Source organism: Anaerococcus murdochii, assembly GCF_019957155.1.
GTDB lineage: Bacteria > Bacillota > Clostridia > Tissierellales > Peptoniphilaceae > Anaerococcus > Anaerococcus murdochii.
The window spans coordinates 1,108,241-1,125,423 of sequence record NZ_JAIPME010000002.1 but is presented as its reverse complement, the minus strand read 5'-3'; the positions used below and the strand labels follow the sequence as shown (position 1 = coordinate 1,125,423).

The following is a 17,183-nucleotide window of genomic DNA, read 5'->3' as shown; positions in this document are numbered from 1 at the left end:
CTCCTACCTCGCTATCTTTCTTATGATTGCTCTTTGGACAAAGGTTAGAACCAAGAGGAATAAAAACAAAATTACAGCAGCCGCCATGGCGTGGCCGTAGCGGTATTCTACGTAGAATTTTTTGTAGATATAAAATACTGCGGTAATTAGCCTATTTCCAACACCCGCCTTACCATTAAAGAGGGCGAAAATTTGGTTATAAACCTTAAAGCTTGAAATAAAGCTTGTCAAAAACAAAAAGGTAATTATATTTGTAAGCTGTGGGAGGGTAATTTTTTTAAATTGCTCCCAGCCGCTTGCCCCAAAGGTGTCGGCTATCTTGTAGTAATCCTGGTCAATACCTCGAAGGCCTGAAAGGATTACAATGATATTAAAGGCAAGGCCGTTCCAAACACCAAAGATAATGGCCGCTAGCATATTGTAGTCAGGATTGTTTAAAAATTCTATAGGCCCTATTCCAATAAAGGAAAGCATGTGGTTGATAAAACCGTATTGGCCGTTAAATAAATACCTAAATACAATACCTACAGCGATAACGCTGGTTAGATAAGGTATAAAAAAGATTGTCTCAAAAAACTTGTTGCCAATAATCTTCTGATTTAAAATCAAGGCAATAAACATTGAAATTATCAAAGATAAAGGCACAACTGTTATTGAATAAATTAGGGTGTTTTTCATGGCCATCCTAAATAATTTGTCATTTAAAACTGCTGGAAAGTTTGATAAACCAACAAATTGTGGGTTTAGGATATTATTGCTGTGGACAGCCATATAAAAGGTCCTAATTAAAGGATAAACGTTAAAGATTAGTATAAAAAACAGGGCTGGTAAAAGGAAGAGCCAGGCCTTGTTGGTGGTCTCTGCCCTGTAGGTCATTTTCTTTTTCATTAGTAGACCCTTTCTCCATCTTCTGTAAAGAGGTAGATTGCCTTGTGGTCGATTGAGATCTTAATCCTATCGCCCGGATTGATATCAAGGGCAGAATCAACAACCATCCTTGAAGCTTGTCCGTTTAGAGTAAAGTGTAGGATCATATACCTACCAATCATCTCACGAGATTCTACATTGATTTCTAAATTGCCATTGGTGTCGAGTTTGAAATGCTCAGGCCTAATACCAACCTGATAGGTATTTCCGCTTAGGTCAGATTTTTTTCTAGCTTCTACTAATTTTTCTTTTTCAATTATTAAATCGCCATTTACAAAACCATCCCCCTTATTTTCAACATCGTAGATATTGATAATAGGGTTGCCGATAAATTTTGCCACAAAAAGATTTGCTGGTTCAAGATAAAGATTTTGTGGAATATCGTATTGCTGGATGACTCCCTTATCCATTAGGGCGATATAATCGCTAATTGATAGGGCTTCTTCCTGGTCGTGGGTTACGAAAATTGTTGTAACCCCAACAGTTTTAACTATATTTCTAATCTCTTCCCTGATAGAAAGCCTTAATCTTGCATCAAGGTTTGAAAGAGGTTCGTCAAGTAAAAGAGTTTTTGGATTTTTAACTAAAGCTCTTGCTATAGCCACTCTTTGCTGTTGGCCACCTGATATTTCCTTTGGTTTTTTGTTTTGAATATCAGTAATATAAGTTAATTCCATGTATTTTTGGGCAATCTTAATTGCCTCTTCTTTTTTAATCTTATTTTCACCTACAACTAGGGGAAAAATGATGTTTTCAAGGACGGTCATGTGTGGATAAAGGGCGTAGTTTTGGAAAACCATGCCTATATCACGGTCCTTTGGGTGTTTGTTGACGATTGATTCGCCATCAAATTCTATATCTCCAGCTGTTGGGTCCAAAATACCTGCTATGATATTTAGGATTGTAGATTTACCACAACCACTTGGACCTAGAAGAGTCACCAAGGCCCCATCTTCTATATCAAGGTTGACAGATTTTAGGGCTTCATAACCGTTATCATAAATTTTCTTTAAGTTTTTGATTTTAATCATATATTCCTCGTTTTCATATTAATGGAAATCTCAATAGTAGATACAACATTACAACCATCAGGGCTATACCAATAACAGTAAAAGCATCTATTTGCTTTTGTAGGGCCAAAATCACCAGCGATATTGATAATAAAAATAACAATAAATATAATTGCATAAACAAATCGCTGTTTGGGTTTATTATGGATATAACCAAGGAAATAGCTGCAACAATGCCTGTGACTGCGCTTACATAAGCAGAAAGCTTCCTTGCTTCCAAAAGAAAGTCAATTAGGCTAATTACAGCAACTACTGCAAAGATTGGCATAAACATATTTTTTATTATATCAATCATTTAAACCTCTCTACTTGTATTATAACATATCTTTATAAAATTTGGCATAAAAGTAGGGTTGTTAATAAACAACCCCTTTCTTTAATTTTTAATTAAAAGATCTGATCTGATATAGCCAGTCTTGCCATTTACTGTAACCCTGGTCCATCCTTCAGTTTCTCCTAGGTTTAGAATTTCGTCATCTGGGCCAACTTCGGCAACAATAGCAGAGTTTTCTGATGGGGCAAGACGCATATTTACAGTGTCTTCTACCCTAAATTCAACTCCGTCAGTTATTTCTTCTCTGACCTGGTCACTTATTTCTTTTTCCCCTACTTCTCTTTGGTCTGAATTTTCAGGATTTTCTTTGTTTTCATCTGTATTTTCACTTGGCTTTACTTCGTCAGCCACTTCTGTACCAGAATTTTCTGGATGTCTTACTGAGGTATATGGATCATCCTTGCAGCCTGTTAGGCTTAATATAAGTCCTAAAGCTAAAATTGCGCTAATTTTTTTCATTATTTACCTCCAAAAAGGTCATCGAGTTCACTATCATCGTAAACATAGTCTGAAATTATAACTCCCTTAATATCAGCACCGGCCTTTTCAAGTTGGCTGGTTGATTCTTCAAGGAGGTAGGAATTTAAATTTTCTTCTGTACTAAATATTATCGCCTTATCTGCCAAGCCACAGAATACATTGGCCTCAGCTATGCCGATATTTTCCTTAGTATTGATAAAGACGTAGTCGTACCTATCCTTACAATCTGCAAAGAAATTTGTAATTGTTGATGGCTCAAGATACATATCTTCATACTCAGAAACTCTACCTGTCATAAGGAGGTGAAGGTTGTCGCTTTCTCTAACAAGAACATCGTCTGCTCTAAAATCGCCTAAAAGGCAATCTACAAAACCTCTTTTGTTGTAAAAACCCTTCATTTCTTCAAGTTCATCTGCCCTTAAGTTAGCATCTATCACAAGGACTCTTTCGTCTTCTTCGGCCAAATGACCTGCCATAGTGTAGATTGAATCCATTTTCATGGTCCTATCATCTGTGGCTGTAAAGGCGATTACAACGTCGTCTACGCCTAGGTTCCTTGTTAGCTTATCTTCTAGATTATAAAAGGCTTGGAGGAGGATTTCTCTTTTTTCGTCAACTTTTTTTCTTCTAAACATCTAGGGCTCCTCTCTGGTATTTTGGAAGTTTGCCTAAGATCTCAATCTTGTTGCCACCTTTTTCTTCCTCAATAACTTCATCTAGCTTGTCTACTTCTTCTGCCTTAGCCTCGTCGATTTGTCTTGCCTTGTCTATGTCGGCCTTGTCGATTTTTCTTGTAGCGGCAAAATCTTCGCCAGCTTCTTCACTTACTTGTTCAAGAGGTCTAGTTTCTTCCTTGACTTCTATCTCATCTTCAAGGTCTTTAAGGACTTCTGGACTTTCTTCTTCGATTTTTTCATCAAAATCATCATCTCCTTCAAAGTCCACGTCCTCTTCTAGAATTTCCTCTTCTTCAATTTCTTCTTTGTTTTTTTTGACCTGGTTTTTTGCCTTTTTTTCTTCTTTTTTGTAGTCTTTTGCCTTATTTTTCTTAAGCTTGTGGTTATGGCGACTAACACTAACTAGAGAAATAATTAGGTAAATTAAAAATCCTGCAAGTCCTGCATAAGTTGCATACTTAATTGTATTATCGACAACATTGGCGTTTTGATAGGCATATTCCATAACATTTGCCCCTGTGTTGTAGATATTATTTATAACTGTCACAGATAGGTCTGCATACTCATCTGCCAAGTCTTCTGCCCTTGATTTATTGGTATCAGTTACTGATATTTCAATAATTGGTGAAGATGCAATTGGTGTTAGGCTTAACTTAGAATCAAGTTTAGATTCAGGCCAATCTATCTTTAAATTCTCCAAGGTTCTTGCCTTAATTGCCTTAGAATTTAAGGTTCCTGCAAAAGTTGCCGCAGGGTTTTCTTCATTTAAATTTTCTACTGATGTTGTTACAAGTTTAGCAGACGCCCTATATTCCTTATAACCCGCAAAGTTTAGGCCAAAATACACGACCATGGCCACTATTATGCCGGCTATAATAGACGATAAGAAGGCTGTAAACTTCGATTTTCTATTTTCCATTATATCCTCCAAATTCTCTAGCACCCTCAAGCATGATTTCTCTTGCCCTATCTTTTTTTATCTCTCTAAGCATTTCCGGGTGCGCATACAGAAAATACCCTATATATAGTTTGTACAATCTTGGGAAAAGTGCCCTAGCTAGGGCTCCCTTGTCGTAGAAATACTTTTCATTATATCCTTCAAACCAGGTTGAATCATCGTTATAAACCTTGGCAATTAGGCTTTTGTTAGTCCTTACCTTTATCCCTTTTCTAATGGCAGATAGGATGAAAATAGAATCTTCACCAGACCCTAATTCTGTTCCTGCTCCAAACATTACTGGTAGGTAGAGGTTGGCCCTGGCAAGGGCTTCTCTTCTAAAAACAAAGTGTACAGATCCATACCTCAAGCAATTATAAAAACTTAAGTTTTTTTCTTCTTGAACCTTAATTATTTCCTTGCCATCTTGGTAAACTATAGTCTTAAAGACGAAAAAATCAACATCTGGATATTCTATAAATCCATCTTTAACCCTTTCTAAATATCCGGTTTCAAAAACCTCATCGTCATCAGCAAAAATTACTATATCTGCTGTAGAATTTAAAAGGGCTAGGTTTCTCGAACGGGCCAGGCCTTTTGTGTCTGTTGTTATCATCCTGATTTTTTTGCCACCATCATAAACTTCTTGGTAGGCGTTTTTACCCGCCTGGTTTATGATAAGAGCGTCGCATTCCAGGTTAAATTTCTTATAAAAATTTATATCTTCCACATTCATAGCGGAGATTAAAACTTCAACTCTCATAGCTTTCTTGTTGTCTCTGCCTTCTCCCAAGTGGCCTTTGAACCTCCCTTAAGCTCTTTGTAACCGCCTAGGATTTGGGCTAGCATCATAGCACAATAATACCTTGGGAAGTAGAAAATCTTGCTTTTTGCCTTTGATAATTGGCCAATTACAGCAAGGGTATAAAAAGCAACTTGGCCTAGGAAAAATAATTTATAAAAGATTCCTTCATTTAAAACTGCCAGGTTGGCTATAAATAACACTATGTGGAAAAATGCCTGCATGTACCTCAAAGTCTTGTGGCCAAAGTGGAAAAATGAGAACCAACCATATTCGAAAATATTTAGCCTTCTAAGATTTGTAAAGATATTAGTAAGAATCCTTCTTTGCATCCTCACCTTTCTCTTAAACTCGTCAGCTGTGGTTTGGCCTGCTTTTTCAACTGCAATTGCTTTTGGATTGTAAAGGGCCCTTTTGTGGTTAAGGCCGGCGTATAAAGGTAATTCATAATCGTGGCTATTTACCAGGTCTATGTGCCTATAATCGGCCTTTCTAACGGCATAAATTGCTCCATTGCCATTTACAATAGTCTTTATATTTGACTCGATTTTTCTTAATTTAAGTTCGAAATTCCAGTAAGTATTTTCTGCAACAGCAGAAGATACATCCACATCTTCCATATAGATTAGGGACCCGCAAACATATTCAATGTCATCAGCAGTAAAATATGAAACGAGTTCGTCGATGGCATCTCGTTTAAACATAGAATTAGCATCTGAAAATACAATAATTTCGCCCTTAGCAGCTTCAACCGCCTCATTTTGGGCGTTGGTCTTGCCAAGGTGGTTAACTACTGTATTTACCTTGATGTCATAATCTGGATGGTCTTTTATAAATTTTTCACAAATCTCAACTGTCCTGTCATTAGAAGCGTCATTTGCAATAATGACCTCATAGGAAGGATAGTCAGTTTGTATGATGTTTTCTAGCTTTTTTTCAATTACATCTTCTTCATTGTAGGCAGAAATTATCACAGAAACGAAAGGCTTATAGGAATAATCCTGGTCGTTTTTCCTCTTGATAAACTTTTCTAAAATGAGAAGCACTATTGGATAGCCTATCATTGCGTAAAATAAGGCAAATCCTGATAAGTAAAATAAAAATTTCATCTCTTCTCTCCTATCTTATTATTATATTATAAAATGCATTGACTTTTCAAGAAAAAGACCAGAAATATTGTTATTTTTGCAAAAAAAAATATAATAAGGCTAAATATTTGGATTGTATCCAGAAAATCAGGAAAAAGAGGAAAGTATGACCATAGAATTAGACATCTTACAAAGCCTGGGACTCGCCATTTTTGCCCTTATCCTGGGCAATTTCTTAAAAGATAGATTTAGTTTTTTAAGAACTTTTTTTATACCTAGCCCTGTTATTGGTGGCCTAATAATTTCAATCTTAGTTTTAATTTTGGAGAAAAGTGGAATTGCAAAGCTTGAATTTGACAAAATCCTCCAAGATTTCTTCATGAATATATTTTTTACAGCCATAGGTCTTTCAGCATCCTTTGCCATGCTCAAAAAATCAGGATCTCTTGGAATAAAACTTGCAATAGCAATTATAATCCTTCTACCCCTCCAGAACATAATTGGGGTTAGCCTTGCCAAAGTCCTTGGCATAAACCCTCTCCACGGTATAGCCATGGGGTCAACTTCAATGACTGGTGGGATTGGTTCTGCCATAAGTTTTGGCAAAATCATGGAAGAAATGGGAGCCGAATCAAATATTACAATAGGAGTCGCCGCCGCAACCTTTGGCCTTTTGGCAGGATCTCTTGTGGGTGGTCCTACAGCCAGACGTTTGATCAGCAAAAATAAACTTGTAACTAAGGGATCCCTTTCAAAGGAAAATAATTTTGATATAAAAAGTTTAACCAACCAGAAAACCCTGACTAAGGCCATTATAATTATCGGTCTAGCTGCCTTTCTCGGTACTTTTATCAACAAAATCCTGGCTAAAACCGGCGTAAATTTCCCTTACTATGTGGGCTGCCAATTTGGAGGCCTCATTGTGAGAAATATCTACGATTCCCTCAAAAAACCACTCGATATGGATAATATCGACCTAGTGGGAAATATTTCCCTAAGCCTATTTTTATCCCTAGCCCTTATTAATTTAAATATTTCGGCAATTTTAGGTCTTGCTGGACCTATGCTTATCATTTTAATTGCCCAGGCAATTTTTATAGCTCTTTATACCAGCCTTGTGACCTTTAATATCTTAGGTCGTGACTACGATGCTGCTGTTATGGTGGCAGGCCACTGCGGGGTTGGCCTTGGTCAAACTCCAAATGCCATGGCAAATATGGAGGCTATTATCGAGGAAAAAGGCCCAGCAGACCTGGCGATGTTTATCTTCCCAATAGTTCTCGCCATCGCAGTTAATTTTACAAATCCAATAGTAATAACATTTTTTATAAACCATTTTTCCTAAAGAAAAGACTGAAATTTCAAATTTCAGTCTTCTTTATTTTGCAGGATTTTCTATAATATTTTCTGCTTCATTATATTTTTCATCTTCGGTTAATTCTTGATCTTCATTTAAGTAAAATTTAATCATTTCCTTAAGATTATCATTTAAATCTTCTTTTCCTAGGTCAAAGTCTGATTTGAAACTTAAATCCATGGTCATTGCCCTTAGCATGTTTACCTGGCTAATGCCATGCTCAAGACCTCTTTTTTCAGTGAGCTTAGCATCTCTTTCGTAGGCTGGAAGGAGGTCTTCAAAAGTCTTATCAACCAAGGTCTTCTCGTCAGTTTCTCCCATAACTTCAATAATTAGTTTAAACAAATCTCTGTAGGAAATCTTTGAAGTTGAAACTGCGTAGGTCTTCTTATCACCTTCTAGCTCAAGGGCGTAAATCGCTGCCTTAGCTAGGGACTCAGCTGATATTAAAGGAATTACTCCAGCTGTGACCGGTATTTTATCATTAACGCTAGCAAGGTTAATTAAGGCTCCGAGTATTGATTTATCAGTCTTTCCTATTACAAGGCCTGGCCTTAGGACAGATACATTCATAAAAGGTTCGCCCTCAAAATTTGCGATCATTTCTTGCATGAGCCTGGTTTGGATATAAGGCTCCTTGTGGTAGGCGTTTTTTCTTAAAATTTCATTTTTTTCACCTATCTCTGTCCTATAATCTCCCAAAAGAAGGAAATTTTTGATTCCAGCTTTTTTTGCAAGTCTTGCAACTCTGCCAGTTGGGAGAACATTTTTTTCATAGAAAAATTTGCCAGCAGGTTTTCTTGGCACAGTCAAATCAGAAACCCCACCTGCATAGATAAAGCTATCGCAATCTTCCATCAGGCTAATGGCCTCACCATCAGAAAGGGCAAAAAAATCTGCTAATATAAATTCAAGATTCTTTGTATTTTCAAATTCTCTTGGCTTTATGAGATCTACTGCCTTAACAGCATAGCCAAGGCCCAGGGCATGGCTAATTGTGGTTTTCCCAAAAAGATTTGCCCCACCTAGGATAAATATTTTTCTGACATTTTTCATAGATTAAAACCTTATATCAAAGTATTTTTCAACAGCTGAGTGTTGGGTGCCGTATTTTATCTCTTCCTTTGCTTCCTCACCCTTGATAATTTCCACAAGTCTAAGGGCTAGATAGTTTGTCACAGCAGCTCCCCTGCCTGTGGTGATGTTCCCATCTGTCACAACTATTTCATCGTCAATGTACTGGCCAATGTTTTTAAGTTCTGCTTTTATAGTTGGGAAGGAAGTCGCTTTTTTATTTGCCAAAACTCCTGCCCTATCAAGGACAATTGGGCCTGCACAAATAGCTGCTATAAGTTTATTTGCCTTATCAAAATCTTTTACAATTTCAATAACTTTTTCATTATCTCTAAGACTTTCCGCACCAGCAGTACCGCCTGGTATGTAGACTCCGTCATAGTCAGCTGGATTTATTTCTTCAAGGAGAAAGTCAGCTTGGTAGTTAACTCCATGGCTAGTCTTTAGATTTTTTGAGCCAGTGGTTGAAACCATGTCGATTTCAATTCCTGCCCTTCTAAGATAGTCCACAACTGTAAGTAGTTCTATTGTTTCATTGCCGTTTGCAAGTAATTCTAATATCTTCATAAAATCCTTCTTTCATAAGACTCTTTTCTATTATTATATACATTTTCTAGCAAAAAAGCTATGGTCCAGGGGACCACAGCTTAGATTTTTCTTTATATTACATATTTAATAGAATTTATCCTTGATTTCTTTAACTATGTTTTCTACATTAAAACCAAGTTTTTTAGCAACATCCCCACCTGGACCTGATATACCAAATCTATCTATTGAGATGTTTAGGCCGTCAAGACCTGTGAAAGCTCCCCAACCAAAGGAAGTTCCCATTTCTATAGAAACCCTGTTTCTAATTGCAGATGGTAATATTTTCTCTCTATAATCCCCATCTTGTTCTTTGAATAATTCCTGAGATGGCATAGATACTACTCTTACTGCCTTGCCCTCTTCTTCTAAAACTTTTGCGGATTCAAGAGCAAGATCCACTTCAGATCCTGTTGCAATTAGGATTAGTTCTGGATTTTCACTATCTTTTATAATGTAGGCACCCTTATCGATTGACTCAAGGTTTTCTGTTTCCTTAAGGTTTGGTACATTTTGACGGGTAAGGGCAATAACAACTGGCCTATCCTTGCTTTCAAGAGCGACCTTCCAAGCAAGTCTGGTTTCGTTTGCATCTGCTGGTCTAATAACCACAGTATTTGGAATAGCCCTAAGCATTGCAAGTTGCTCGATTGGCTCATGAGTTGGACCATCTTCACCAACTGCCACAGAATCGTGGGTCATCACATAAGAAAGTGGCAAATGTGAAAGCGCTGAAAGTCTAACTGCAGCCTTTAGATAATCAGCAAAGACAAAGAAGGTTGACACATGGTGGAAGGTTCCGCCATGGGCCATAATTCCGTTACCAATAGCTGCCATAGCAAATTCACGAACACCATACCAAATATTTCTGCCTTCTGGAGATTCGTCTCTAAATGCCTTGGAGTCTTTTATGTCTGTCTTGTTTGATGAGAAAAGATCTGCCGATCCTCCCCAAATATTTCTAGAAACTTGGGCTAAATCTTGTAAGATTTCCCCACTTGAAGCACGAGTCGCAAGAGCCTTATCTTCATAAGAATATTTTCTAACTTGGTCAAGGAAATTTTCTGGTAATTCTCTGTTGATTCCAGCCATTAATTCCTTATAGTCTTCTGGATATTTTTCACCATATTCTTTCATAAGGCCATCCCAAGCGTCGTTGGCTTCTTTGCCACGTTTAGCAATGCCATTTTCGAAAGTTTGGTAAATGTCATCTGAGATTACAAAATCTTCAGCATTCCAGTCATAGGCTTTTTTAACTGTTTCAAAATCTTCAGCTCCTATTGGTGCACCGTGAACCTTGTTAGTTCCTTGGTTTACAGAGCCAAAACCAATCACAGTTTTAACTTCTATTAAGGTTGGCTTGTCATTTTCTTTGGCCTTTTCGATTGCAGAAAGGATTGCTTCTAAGTCTTCCCCATCCTCGACCCTGTCATAGGCCCAATTTTGTGCAAGGACCCTGTCTTTTACAGATTCAGAAAAAGATGTATCAAGATCGCCGTCAAGGCAAATGTCGTTTGAATCATGAAGGATAATTAGCTTGTCAAGTTTCAAATGACCTGCAAGGCTCATTGCCTCATAGGAAACGCCCTCCATAAGGTCGCCATCACCGCAAAGAACGTAGGTGTAGTGGTCGATTGGTTTTAAATCTTCCTTATTATAAAGAGCAGCCAAATGCTTTTCAGCTGCAGCAAGACCTACAGCCTGGGCTATACCTTGGCCAAGTGGGCCTGTTGTAACCTCAACACCAGGAGTCATCCCAACTTCTGGGTGACCTGGAGTAATAGATCCTATTTGCCTAAAGTTTTTTAAATCATCCATAGAAATGTCATAGCCAGACAAATGAAGAAGTGAATAAAGCATAGCAGATCCATGACCAGCAGATAAAACAAACCTATCCCTGTCAAAAAAGCTAGGATTTTTAGGATTTGCCTTTAAAACCTTGTTAAATAAGGCATAAGCCATAGGACTAGCCCCCATAGGAAGGCCAGGGTGGCCAGAATTAGCCTTTTCTATTTGAGCAACGGAAAGGGTTCTAACGGCATTAACCGCCTTAAAATCATCTTTGTTAAACATTAAATCTCCTTTGATAACAAATTTTTTCCAAGAAAACGTTAGTAAATTTCAAGCCTATTATACTCTTATAAGCCACTTATTCCAAACGTAAAAGTTAGCAAAAAATTAACAAAAATAAGAAATCCATCTAGGTTTAGGCAAAAATTTACGATAGCAAAATTTTAATTAACTAAGAAGAATATCTTCCATACAACCTGGTACCTAATTGATGAGATTTCTCGTCACTCACTAGGTTCCTTCTGTCGAAATTGCACTGTGGTATTGAAAATAAATTTAAAAATTAATTTTCTATTTAACCTTTTTTGGCAAGACAAACGAGCCTGGCAACATCTGATACCTCGAAACCATTTATCTTATTTACCGAGTAAAGATTTCTAATCACAGATTGCGTTAAGAAAACTAATTGTTTGAGCGTTAGCGAGTTATTAGTTTTTAGCAAACTGTGATTAGAAATTAGTTTGGATAATAATTAACTAAAACAGGAGGCTCCTTACTAAAAAAAGCTTGCCGACGGGCAAGCTTCATCTTTCGCCCTCCGCTAAGGAGCCGTTTGGAGGGGGTAGGTCTCCACGAGCCGACGGGCTTGCCGAGGGTTTAATGAAGAGCCGGTGGGGGGACAATTTGCCCAGCGGCCGAGAGCGGCGGAAAGTCCCCCTGGGCTCTCCCTTAGAACGAAGATTCAACTGTAAATAAAATAGTTATTTAAAAATGAAATAAAAAAATAACTTATCTTGGATAAGACAAACAAAACTCTCCCCCAAACCTACTTGGCGGTAGATTGAGAGAGAGTTTTTCTACTTTGTATTACAGGGTAATCTCCTTAGTTAACCTTTTTTATAACAGAAGATTTCAAATACAAAGACCCAAAGCCTTCTACCTTGGCATCTATATCGTGGCCATTTACTGGATTTTCCAAAATTTTTATATTAGTCACCTTGGCTCCTTGCTTTATTGTTTCAGATCCTAATTTCAAATCCTTTACAACACTTGCATTGTCGCCATCTTCTAAGATATTGCATACAGCATCTCTGGTAACTTTAGCCTTTTCTACGGCCTCTTCTTCCTTGTCGGACCATTCGTGGAAGCAAATCGGACAGACATAGATATGTCCGTCTTTATAGGTATAATTTTCACCACAAGATGGGCATTTAGGTAAATCTGTCATTTTTTCCTCCTACTTTCTTAATTCTTTTACTAAGTTTGAAACAAATTTGAAATTTGGGTCCTTGCTATCAACGGCAAGGTCAAATAGAACTAGCTCTGTATTTACAAGGACAGCTCCCATATCTCTTAGGGATTTTCTGGCAATTTTCTTAAGCTCATCAGAATAAGACGAAATCGCATCATCAACGTAAAATACATCAAGGCCCATATCTAAAAGGCTTCTAATGGTTTGGTAGATACAAATGTGGCCTTCTGCCCCTGTCACAAAGACTTTTTCGATTTTATTTTCCTTGATAAATTCGTAAACTTCTGGAGTTAGAGCGTTGAAACTTGTCTTTGCAAATATCTTATCCTCTTCAATTTCTGCCAAAATTTCCTCATCAGACCTTCCAAGGCCCTTTGGATATTGCTCTGTTGCAAGAACTGCCATACCGTACTTTTTGAAAGCCTTGATAAGGCCAACAGTATTTCTGGTTGTCCTTTCACCCTTTTCCATGGTTACCATGAGCTTTGGCTGAATATCAACTACTAGCAAAAGTGACCTATCCTTGGCTGTATAGGTTCCGTCTTCGCTAAGTGCATTTGTAAAAAATCTCTTATCTATTCTTCTTTCCATAAATCCCCCTGTCTATAATTTTTATCTTTCATCATCTTATCAATGCTGGTTAAAATCTTAGCCTTATTTTTAGACCAGAGTGGAAAGGCGATTTTATCATTTATCCCATCCCCTGTTAACCTATTTATGACAATCTCTGGTCTTAATTTCCTAAGAATCTCTACCACTATTTTAACATATTCATCCATATCCATACCATAAGTGAGCTTATTTTCCAGGTAAAACTTTTCTAGCTTGGAATTTTTCTCTACATAGAGGTTGTGGATTTTAATTCCCCATGGCGCTGCTTCATTTATATAAGAAATAGTCTTCATATAATCATCATAGCCTTCAAAGGGTAGACCCACAATCATGTGGACTAGAACTTTAATTCCCCTAGCCTTTAGTTTCTTAAGGCCAGAGTCAAAAATTTCATGGTCATAACCCCTATTTATCATTTGCAAAGTCTTGTCATTTACACTCTGCATGCCAAGCTCAACTATTAGAAAATATTTATCATTGATTTCTTCAAGTAAATCTAAGATCTGGTCAGACAAACAATCCGCCCTGGTCGCTATGGCAAGTCCTATTATATCATCAGCTGTCAAAGCCTCATAATAGAGTTTTCTAAGCCTTGAAAGTTCTCCATATGTGTTGGTAAAATTTTGAAAATATCCAAGATAGGCTTCTGGTCTTCCTTCTTTTGAGAGCCTAGCCTTTTGGTGGGAAATTTGTTCTCTAATTGATTTTTTCCCAAAAGTCCATTCACCAGAGCCTGCGTCTGAGCAAAAAATACAGCCTTCTTTGGATATAGTTCCATCCCTATTTGGACAGGTAAAACCGCCATCTAAGGGCAATTTGATGATTTTTTTATTAAATTTTTCCTTCATATAGGAATCATAGTCCCTGTAGCGTTTCTTGTTAATTTCTATCCTCATAGGATAAATATACCACTTAAAGGTTCAAAAATCCCTAAAATAAAAGGCCCTACGGTTGTAGAGCCTTTTACTTTATACATTTTATAAAATATTAATCACAGCAAGATTTCTTATCCTTGCTAGAACAAGCTGAGCATTCTCCACATCCGCATGAGTCACTTTTCTTTACAAATTTAGTATATACTATATAAGTACAAACTGCTAGTATGACTGCTAGGAGAATCCATGATTGTAAGTTCATTATTTCCTTCTTTCTCTATGGAGAAATATTTCTCCTCTTATGCTAAAGACTTATCGTATTCGATATTCTTTCTTACGTATGGTTTTCTAATAACCATGTAGATGAAGAATATTAGGGCTACTATTCCAAGTACTGTGCCTATTCCAAATTTACCATAAGCAAAGAAGCTTGCTAGTTGGTAGAAGATTAAGCTTACTATATAGGCAAAGCCCATTTGATAAGCAATAGTGATTGCTGTCCACTTATTGTCATCCATTTCTGTCTTAATAGCACCTACTGCTGCGAAACATGGCATGCAAAGCATGTTAAATAGCAAGAATGAATAACCTGCAACTGGTGTTCCTATTGCAGCGCCGAAAGCTTGAAGCAATTCTGGTGTATCTTCTGCAACATCACTACCAAGGCCTAAAACAACGCCCATTGTAGAAACTACGTTCTCTTTTGCAACGAATCCTGAAATTGTTGCAACTGTAGATTGCCAGCTTCCAAATCCTATTGGCCTAAAGATTACACCGATTACAGAACCTAATACAGCTATGATTGATCCTTCTGAGTTTTCTTCAATCAATTGTAATCTGAAGTCAAAGTTTGTTAAGAACCAAATTATGATAGATGATAGGAAGATTATTGTTCCTGCTCTCTTAACATAGGCCTTAGACTTGTTATAAACGTCAGTTAAAACTGATTTTACTCTTGGTGCGTGGTATGGAGGAAGCTCCATGATAAATGGTGCTGGTTCATCAGCAAGTTGTTTAAATTTCTTTAAGATAATACCAGAAAATACAATTGAAGCTATACCAATCGCATAGAATGAGAATGATACTAAGGCTCGATGTTCTGGGAAAAATGCACCTACGATTAGGGCAATTACTGGTAATTTTGCTGAACAAGGCATGAAAGTAGCTGTCATGATTGTAATCTTTCTATCTCTTTCATTTTCGATTGTTCTTGATGCTTGGACACCTGGTACACCACATCCTGTTGCAACCATGGCTGGGATGAATGATTTACCTGATAGACCAAATCTTCTGAAAAGTCTGTCCATGATGAAGGCAACCCTTGCCATATAACCTATATCTTCAAGTATTGATAATAGAGCAAATAGAACCATCATTTGTGGTAAGAATCCAAGTACTGCTCCCACACCTGCAAGTGCACCGTCAGTAACTAATGATTGGAGAACTGGGTTTATATTAGCTCCTTCCATCCAAGCACCAACTGCTGGTGTAAGTGTATCTTCAAAGAAGCCGTTAACTGCATCAGTACCCATAGTTCCTGGTGAATGTTCATAAACTGCACCGAAAAATACCAAAAACATTACAAGGGCAAAGATTGGTAGACCTAAGATTCTACTAGTTACAATCTTATCAACCTTATCTGTTATAGATGGTTTTACAGGAGCCTTTACTAGAACCTTATCAGAAAGTTCAGCTAAATTCTCATACCTACCTGTAGTAATGATTGACTCGCAATCATCATCTTCTTTTGCTTCAAAGTCATTTCTAATTTTTTCAATCTTAGCTAAAACATCACTAGGAATTGTGATGTGGTTCATTGATTCATCATCACTTTCAAAAGCCTTTATTGCATAATACCTAGAAAAATCTTCGCCAACAATTGGTTTTAAGTCTTCTGAAATTGCTCCTAGAGCGTCTTCAAGTTCAGCATCGAAAACCATAGTATTTGGTTTTTCCCCGCCCTTTACAAGCTCTAAGACTTTTTTGATTAATTCGTCAATACCTTTTTCCCTAGCTGCTATAGTTTCGACTATAGGCGCATTTATTTCCTTAGATAAAGCATCAACATCAATTTGATCTCCCTTGCTTCTTACTATATCCATCATGTTTAGGGATATAAGCATTGGAATACCAAGCTCTGATAATTGGCTTGTAAGGTATAGGTTTCTTACCAAGTTTGATCCGTCAACTAGGTTGATGATTAAATCTGGTTTTTCGTTAAGGAGGTATTCCCTAGAAACAACTTCTTCCATAGTATATGGAGATAGGGAATAAATTCCTGGTAAGTCTTCAATAATAATGTCTTTGTGGCCTTTTAAAAGACCTTCTTTTTTATCTACAGTAACACCTGGCCAGTTGCCAACCCTTTGATTTGAGCCTGTTAGGGCGTTGAAAAGGGTGGTTTTTCCTGAGTTAGGGTTACCTGCTAAAGCTACTCTAAATGTCATATCTTTTCCACACTTATATTCTTTGCGTCATCTTTTCTGATGCTTAGTTCATATCCTCTTAAATTAATTTGTATAGGGTCTCCTAAAGGAGCTACCTTTCTGATATAGATTTCAGTATTTTTTGTAATACCCATATCCATAATCCTCCTCTTGGTAGGGCCATCTCCGCCCACCTTGGTTACCCTGACTGTGCTTTTTATAGGCACTTCATTCAAAAAACTCATTATTGAACCTCTCTAACTATAATTTTTTTTGCCAAATCTTTGTTTAGAGCGAACCTATTATCATCAATAGAAAATATGTAATTAACTCCGTCAAAGCTTTGTACTTTAATTTGTCGTCCCTTGCCAAAACCTAGGTTTTGCAAGTGTTTGATGACCTTATCGTCACCTTTTATTTTGATGACCTCGACTAAGTCACCAATACTACATAATGTGATAGGCATAAAAGCTCCTTTCCACACATATATATATGTAAATCGAGTTAAAACCTCTCTTTATAGCTATATGATATCATAGGGGATAATGAATATCAATACTATTTGATAATAATTATTGTTATATTTTGGCAATCTCTTTTCATATACTGCTGGAAAGCGTTCTATAATATAATTATTTTAATTTTTTAAACAATTTTTGATATAATATTGGTAGCAA

General features: G+C 37.0%; 19 protein-coding genes. 1 reads left to right on the top strand and 18 read right to left on the bottom strand.

What is annotated here, in order from left to right:
• Window positions 1–3: 3 nt before the first annotated feature.
• The 8 genes from K8P03_RS05820 to K8P03_RS05785 form a co-directional block, all read right to left on the bottom strand.
• Window positions 4–888, bottom strand: a complete 885-nt coding sequence (locus K8P03_RS05820) for a carbohydrate ABC transporter permease (protein WP_223419231.1) — start codon at window positions 886–888, stop codon at window positions 4–6.
• A complete protein-coding gene (locus tag K8P03_RS05815; protein ID WP_223419228.1) occupies window positions 888–1,958 on the bottom strand; it encodes an ABC transporter ATP-binding protein in 1,071 nt (356 codons plus the stop codon). Before K8P03_RS05815 ends, K8P03_RS05820 begins: the two co-directional genes overlap by 1 nt.
• Before the next feature lie 13 nt (window positions 1,959–1,971).
• Window positions 1,972–2,292 (bottom strand): hypothetical protein, encoded by a 321-nt coding sequence (locus K8P03_RS05810; protein ID WP_223419226.1) that lies wholly within the window; start codon window positions 2,290–2,292, stop codon window positions 1,972–1,974.
• A gap of 81 nt (window positions 2,293–2,373) precedes the next feature.
• Window positions 2,374–2,790 (bottom strand): SH3 domain-containing protein, encoded by a 417-nt coding sequence (locus K8P03_RS05805; protein WP_223419224.1) that lies wholly within the window; start codon window positions 2,788–2,790, stop codon window positions 2,374–2,376.
• Complete coding sequence (locus tag K8P03_RS05800) at window positions 2,790–3,446, bottom strand: tyrosine-protein kinase family protein (RefSeq protein ID WP_223419221.1); 657 nt, start codon at window positions 3,444–3,446, stop codon at window positions 2,790–2,792. The genes K8P03_RS05805 and K8P03_RS05800 overlap by 1 nt, the downstream gene beginning before the upstream one ends.
• Entirely contained in the window at window positions 3,439–4,407 is a 969-nt protein-coding gene (locus tag K8P03_RS05795) for a YveK family protein (protein ID WP_223419219.1), read from the bottom strand. Before K8P03_RS05795 ends, K8P03_RS05800 begins: the two co-directional genes overlap by 8 nt.
• Window positions 4,397–5,218, bottom strand: a complete 822-nt coding sequence (locus K8P03_RS05790) for a glycosyltransferase family 2 protein (RefSeq protein ID WP_223419217.1) — start codon at window positions 5,216–5,218, stop codon at window positions 4,397–4,399. Before K8P03_RS05790 ends, K8P03_RS05795 begins: the two co-directional genes overlap by 11 nt.
• Complete coding sequence (locus K8P03_RS05785) at window positions 5,185–6,336, bottom strand: glycosyltransferase (protein WP_223419215.1); 1,152 nt, start codon at window positions 6,334–6,336, stop codon at window positions 5,185–5,187. Before K8P03_RS05785 ends, K8P03_RS05790 begins: the two co-directional genes overlap by 34 nt.
• A 145-nt stretch (window positions 6,337–6,481) precedes the next feature.
• Here K8P03_RS05785 and gltS point away from each other — a divergent pair, with 145 nt between their 5' ends.
• Window positions 6,482–7,660 (top strand): sodium/glutamate symporter, encoded by a 1,179-nt coding sequence (gene gltS, locus K8P03_RS05780; protein ID WP_223419212.1) that lies wholly within the window; start codon window positions 6,482–6,484, stop codon window positions 7,658–7,660.
• A gap of 33 nt (window positions 7,661–7,693) precedes the next feature.
• Here gltS and K8P03_RS05775 read toward each other — a convergent pair whose 3' ends face one another.
• The 10 genes from K8P03_RS05775 to K8P03_RS05730 form a co-directional block, all read right to left on the bottom strand.
• Entirely contained in the window at window positions 7,694–8,728 is a 1,035-nt protein-coding gene (locus K8P03_RS05775) for an NAD-dependent epimerase/dehydratase family protein (protein ID WP_223419210.1), read from the bottom strand.
• 3 nt (window positions 8,729–8,731) lie between these two features.
• Window positions 8,732–9,313: a DJ-1 family glyoxalase III gene (locus tag K8P03_RS05770; RefSeq protein WP_223419209.1), complete on the bottom strand. Its 582-nt coding sequence runs from the start codon at window positions 9,311–9,313 to the stop codon at window positions 8,732–8,734.
• A gap of 105 nt (window positions 9,314–9,418) precedes the next feature.
• The gene (tkt, locus tag K8P03_RS05765; protein ID WP_223419207.1) at window positions 9,419–11,404 is read right to left on the bottom strand and encodes a transketolase; all 1,986 of its coding nucleotides are present in this window, start codon (window positions 11,402–11,404) and stop codon (window positions 9,419–9,421) included.
• An 820-nt stretch (window positions 11,405–12,224) separates the two neighbouring features.
• Window positions 12,225–12,569 (bottom strand): zinc ribbon domain-containing protein YjdM, encoded by a 345-nt coding sequence (locus K8P03_RS05760; RefSeq protein ID WP_223419205.1) that lies wholly within the window; start codon window positions 12,567–12,569, stop codon window positions 12,225–12,227.
• A 9-nt stretch (window positions 12,570–12,578) separates the two neighbouring features.
• Window positions 12,579–13,184 (bottom strand): isochorismatase family protein, encoded by a 606-nt coding sequence (locus K8P03_RS05755; RefSeq protein ID WP_223419203.1) that lies wholly within the window; start codon window positions 13,182–13,184, stop codon window positions 12,579–12,581.
• Window positions 13,169–14,101: a TIGR01212 family radical SAM protein gene (locus K8P03_RS05750; protein WP_223419201.1), complete on the bottom strand. Its 933-nt coding sequence runs from the start codon at window positions 14,099–14,101 to the stop codon at window positions 13,169–13,171. The genes K8P03_RS05755 and K8P03_RS05750 overlap by 16 nt, the downstream gene beginning before the upstream one ends.
• Before the next feature lie 91 nt (window positions 14,102–14,192).
• Window positions 14,193–14,342, bottom strand: coding sequence for a FeoB-associated Cys-rich membrane protein (locus K8P03_RS05745; RefSeq protein WP_223419199.1), 150 nt, complete (start codon window positions 14,340–14,342; stop codon window positions 14,193–14,195).
• 37 nt (window positions 14,343–14,379) lie between these two features.
• Window positions 14,380–16,527: a ferrous iron transport protein B gene (gene feoB, locus K8P03_RS05740; protein ID WP_223419197.1), complete on the bottom strand. Its 2,148-nt coding sequence runs from the start codon at window positions 16,525–16,527 to the stop codon at window positions 14,380–14,382.
• Window positions 16,524–16,751 (bottom strand): FeoA family protein, encoded by a 228-nt coding sequence (locus K8P03_RS05735; RefSeq protein ID WP_209774890.1) that lies wholly within the window; start codon window positions 16,749–16,751, stop codon window positions 16,524–16,526. Before K8P03_RS05735 ends, feoB begins: the two co-directional genes overlap by 4 nt.
• Window positions 16,751–16,972, bottom strand: coding sequence for a FeoA family protein (locus K8P03_RS05730; RefSeq protein WP_209774891.1), 222 nt, complete (start codon window positions 16,970–16,972; stop codon window positions 16,751–16,753). Before K8P03_RS05730 ends, K8P03_RS05735 begins: the two co-directional genes overlap by 1 nt.
• Window positions 16,973–17,183 lie beyond the last annotated feature (211 nt).

Excerpts from the sequence above, each read along its gene's own strand:
- K8P03_RS05820 (WP_223419231.1), bottom strand. The coding sequence starts at position 888 with ATGAAAAAGAAAATGACCTACAGGGCAGAGACCACCAACAAGGCCTGG.
- K8P03_RS05815 (WP_223419228.1), bottom strand. The coding sequence starts at position 1,958 with ATGATTAAAATCAAAAACTTAAAGAAAATTTATGATAACGGTTATGAA.
- K8P03_RS05810 (WP_223419226.1), bottom strand. The coding sequence starts at position 2,292 with ATGATTGATATAATAAAAAATATGTTTATGCCAATCTTTGCAGTAGTT.
- K8P03_RS05805 (WP_223419224.1), bottom strand. The coding sequence starts at position 2,790 with ATGAAAAAAATTAGCGCAATTTTAGCTTTAGGACTTATATTAAGCCTA.
- K8P03_RS05800 (WP_223419221.1), bottom strand. The coding sequence starts at position 3,446 with ATGTTTAGAAGAAAAAAAGTTGACGAAAAAAGAGAAATCCTCCTCCAA.
- K8P03_RS05795 (WP_223419219.1), bottom strand. The coding sequence starts at position 4,407 with ATGGAAAATAGAAAATCGAAGTTTACAGCCTTCTTATCGTCTATTATA.
- K8P03_RS05785 (WP_223419215.1), bottom strand. The coding sequence starts at position 6,336 with ATGAAATTTTTATTTTACTTATCAGGATTTGCCTTATTTTACGCAATG.
- gltS (WP_223419212.1), top strand. The coding sequence starts at position 6,482 with ATGACCATAGAATTAGACATCTTACAAAGCCTGGGACTCGCCATTTTT.
- K8P03_RS05775 (WP_223419210.1), bottom strand. The coding sequence starts at position 8,728 with ATGAAAAATGTCAGAAAAATATTTATCCTAGGTGGGGCAAATCTTTTT.
- K8P03_RS05770 (WP_223419209.1), bottom strand. The coding sequence starts at position 9,313 with ATGAAGATATTAGAATTACTTGCAAACGGCAATGAAACAATAGAACTA.
- tkt (WP_223419207.1), bottom strand. The coding sequence starts at position 11,404 with ATGTTTAACAAAGATGATTTTAAGGCGGTTAATGCCGTTAGAACCCTT.
- K8P03_RS05760 (WP_223419205.1), bottom strand. The coding sequence starts at position 12,569 with ATGACAGATTTACCTAAATGCCCATCTTGTGGTGAAAATTATACCTAT.
- K8P03_RS05755 (WP_223419203.1), bottom strand. The coding sequence starts at position 13,184 with ATGGAAAGAAGAATAGATAAGAGATTTTTTACAAATGCACTTAGCGAA.
- K8P03_RS05750 (WP_223419201.1), bottom strand. The coding sequence starts at position 14,101 with ATGAGGATAGAAATTAACAAGAAACGCTACAGGGACTATGATTCCTAT.
- K8P03_RS05745 (WP_223419199.1), bottom strand. The coding sequence starts at position 14,342 with ATGAACTTACAATCATGGATTCTCCTAGCAGTCATACTAGCAGTTTGT.
- feoB (WP_223419197.1), bottom strand. The coding sequence starts at position 16,527 with ATGACATTTAGAGTAGCTTTAGCAGGTAACCCTAACTCAGGAAAAACC.
- K8P03_RS05735 (WP_209774890.1), bottom strand. The coding sequence starts at position 16,751 with ATGAGTTTTTTGAATGAAGTGCCTATAAAAAGCACAGTCAGGGTAACC.
- K8P03_RS05730 (WP_209774891.1), bottom strand. The coding sequence starts at position 16,972 with ATGCCTATCACATTATGTAGTATTGGTGACTTAGTCGAGGTCATCAAA.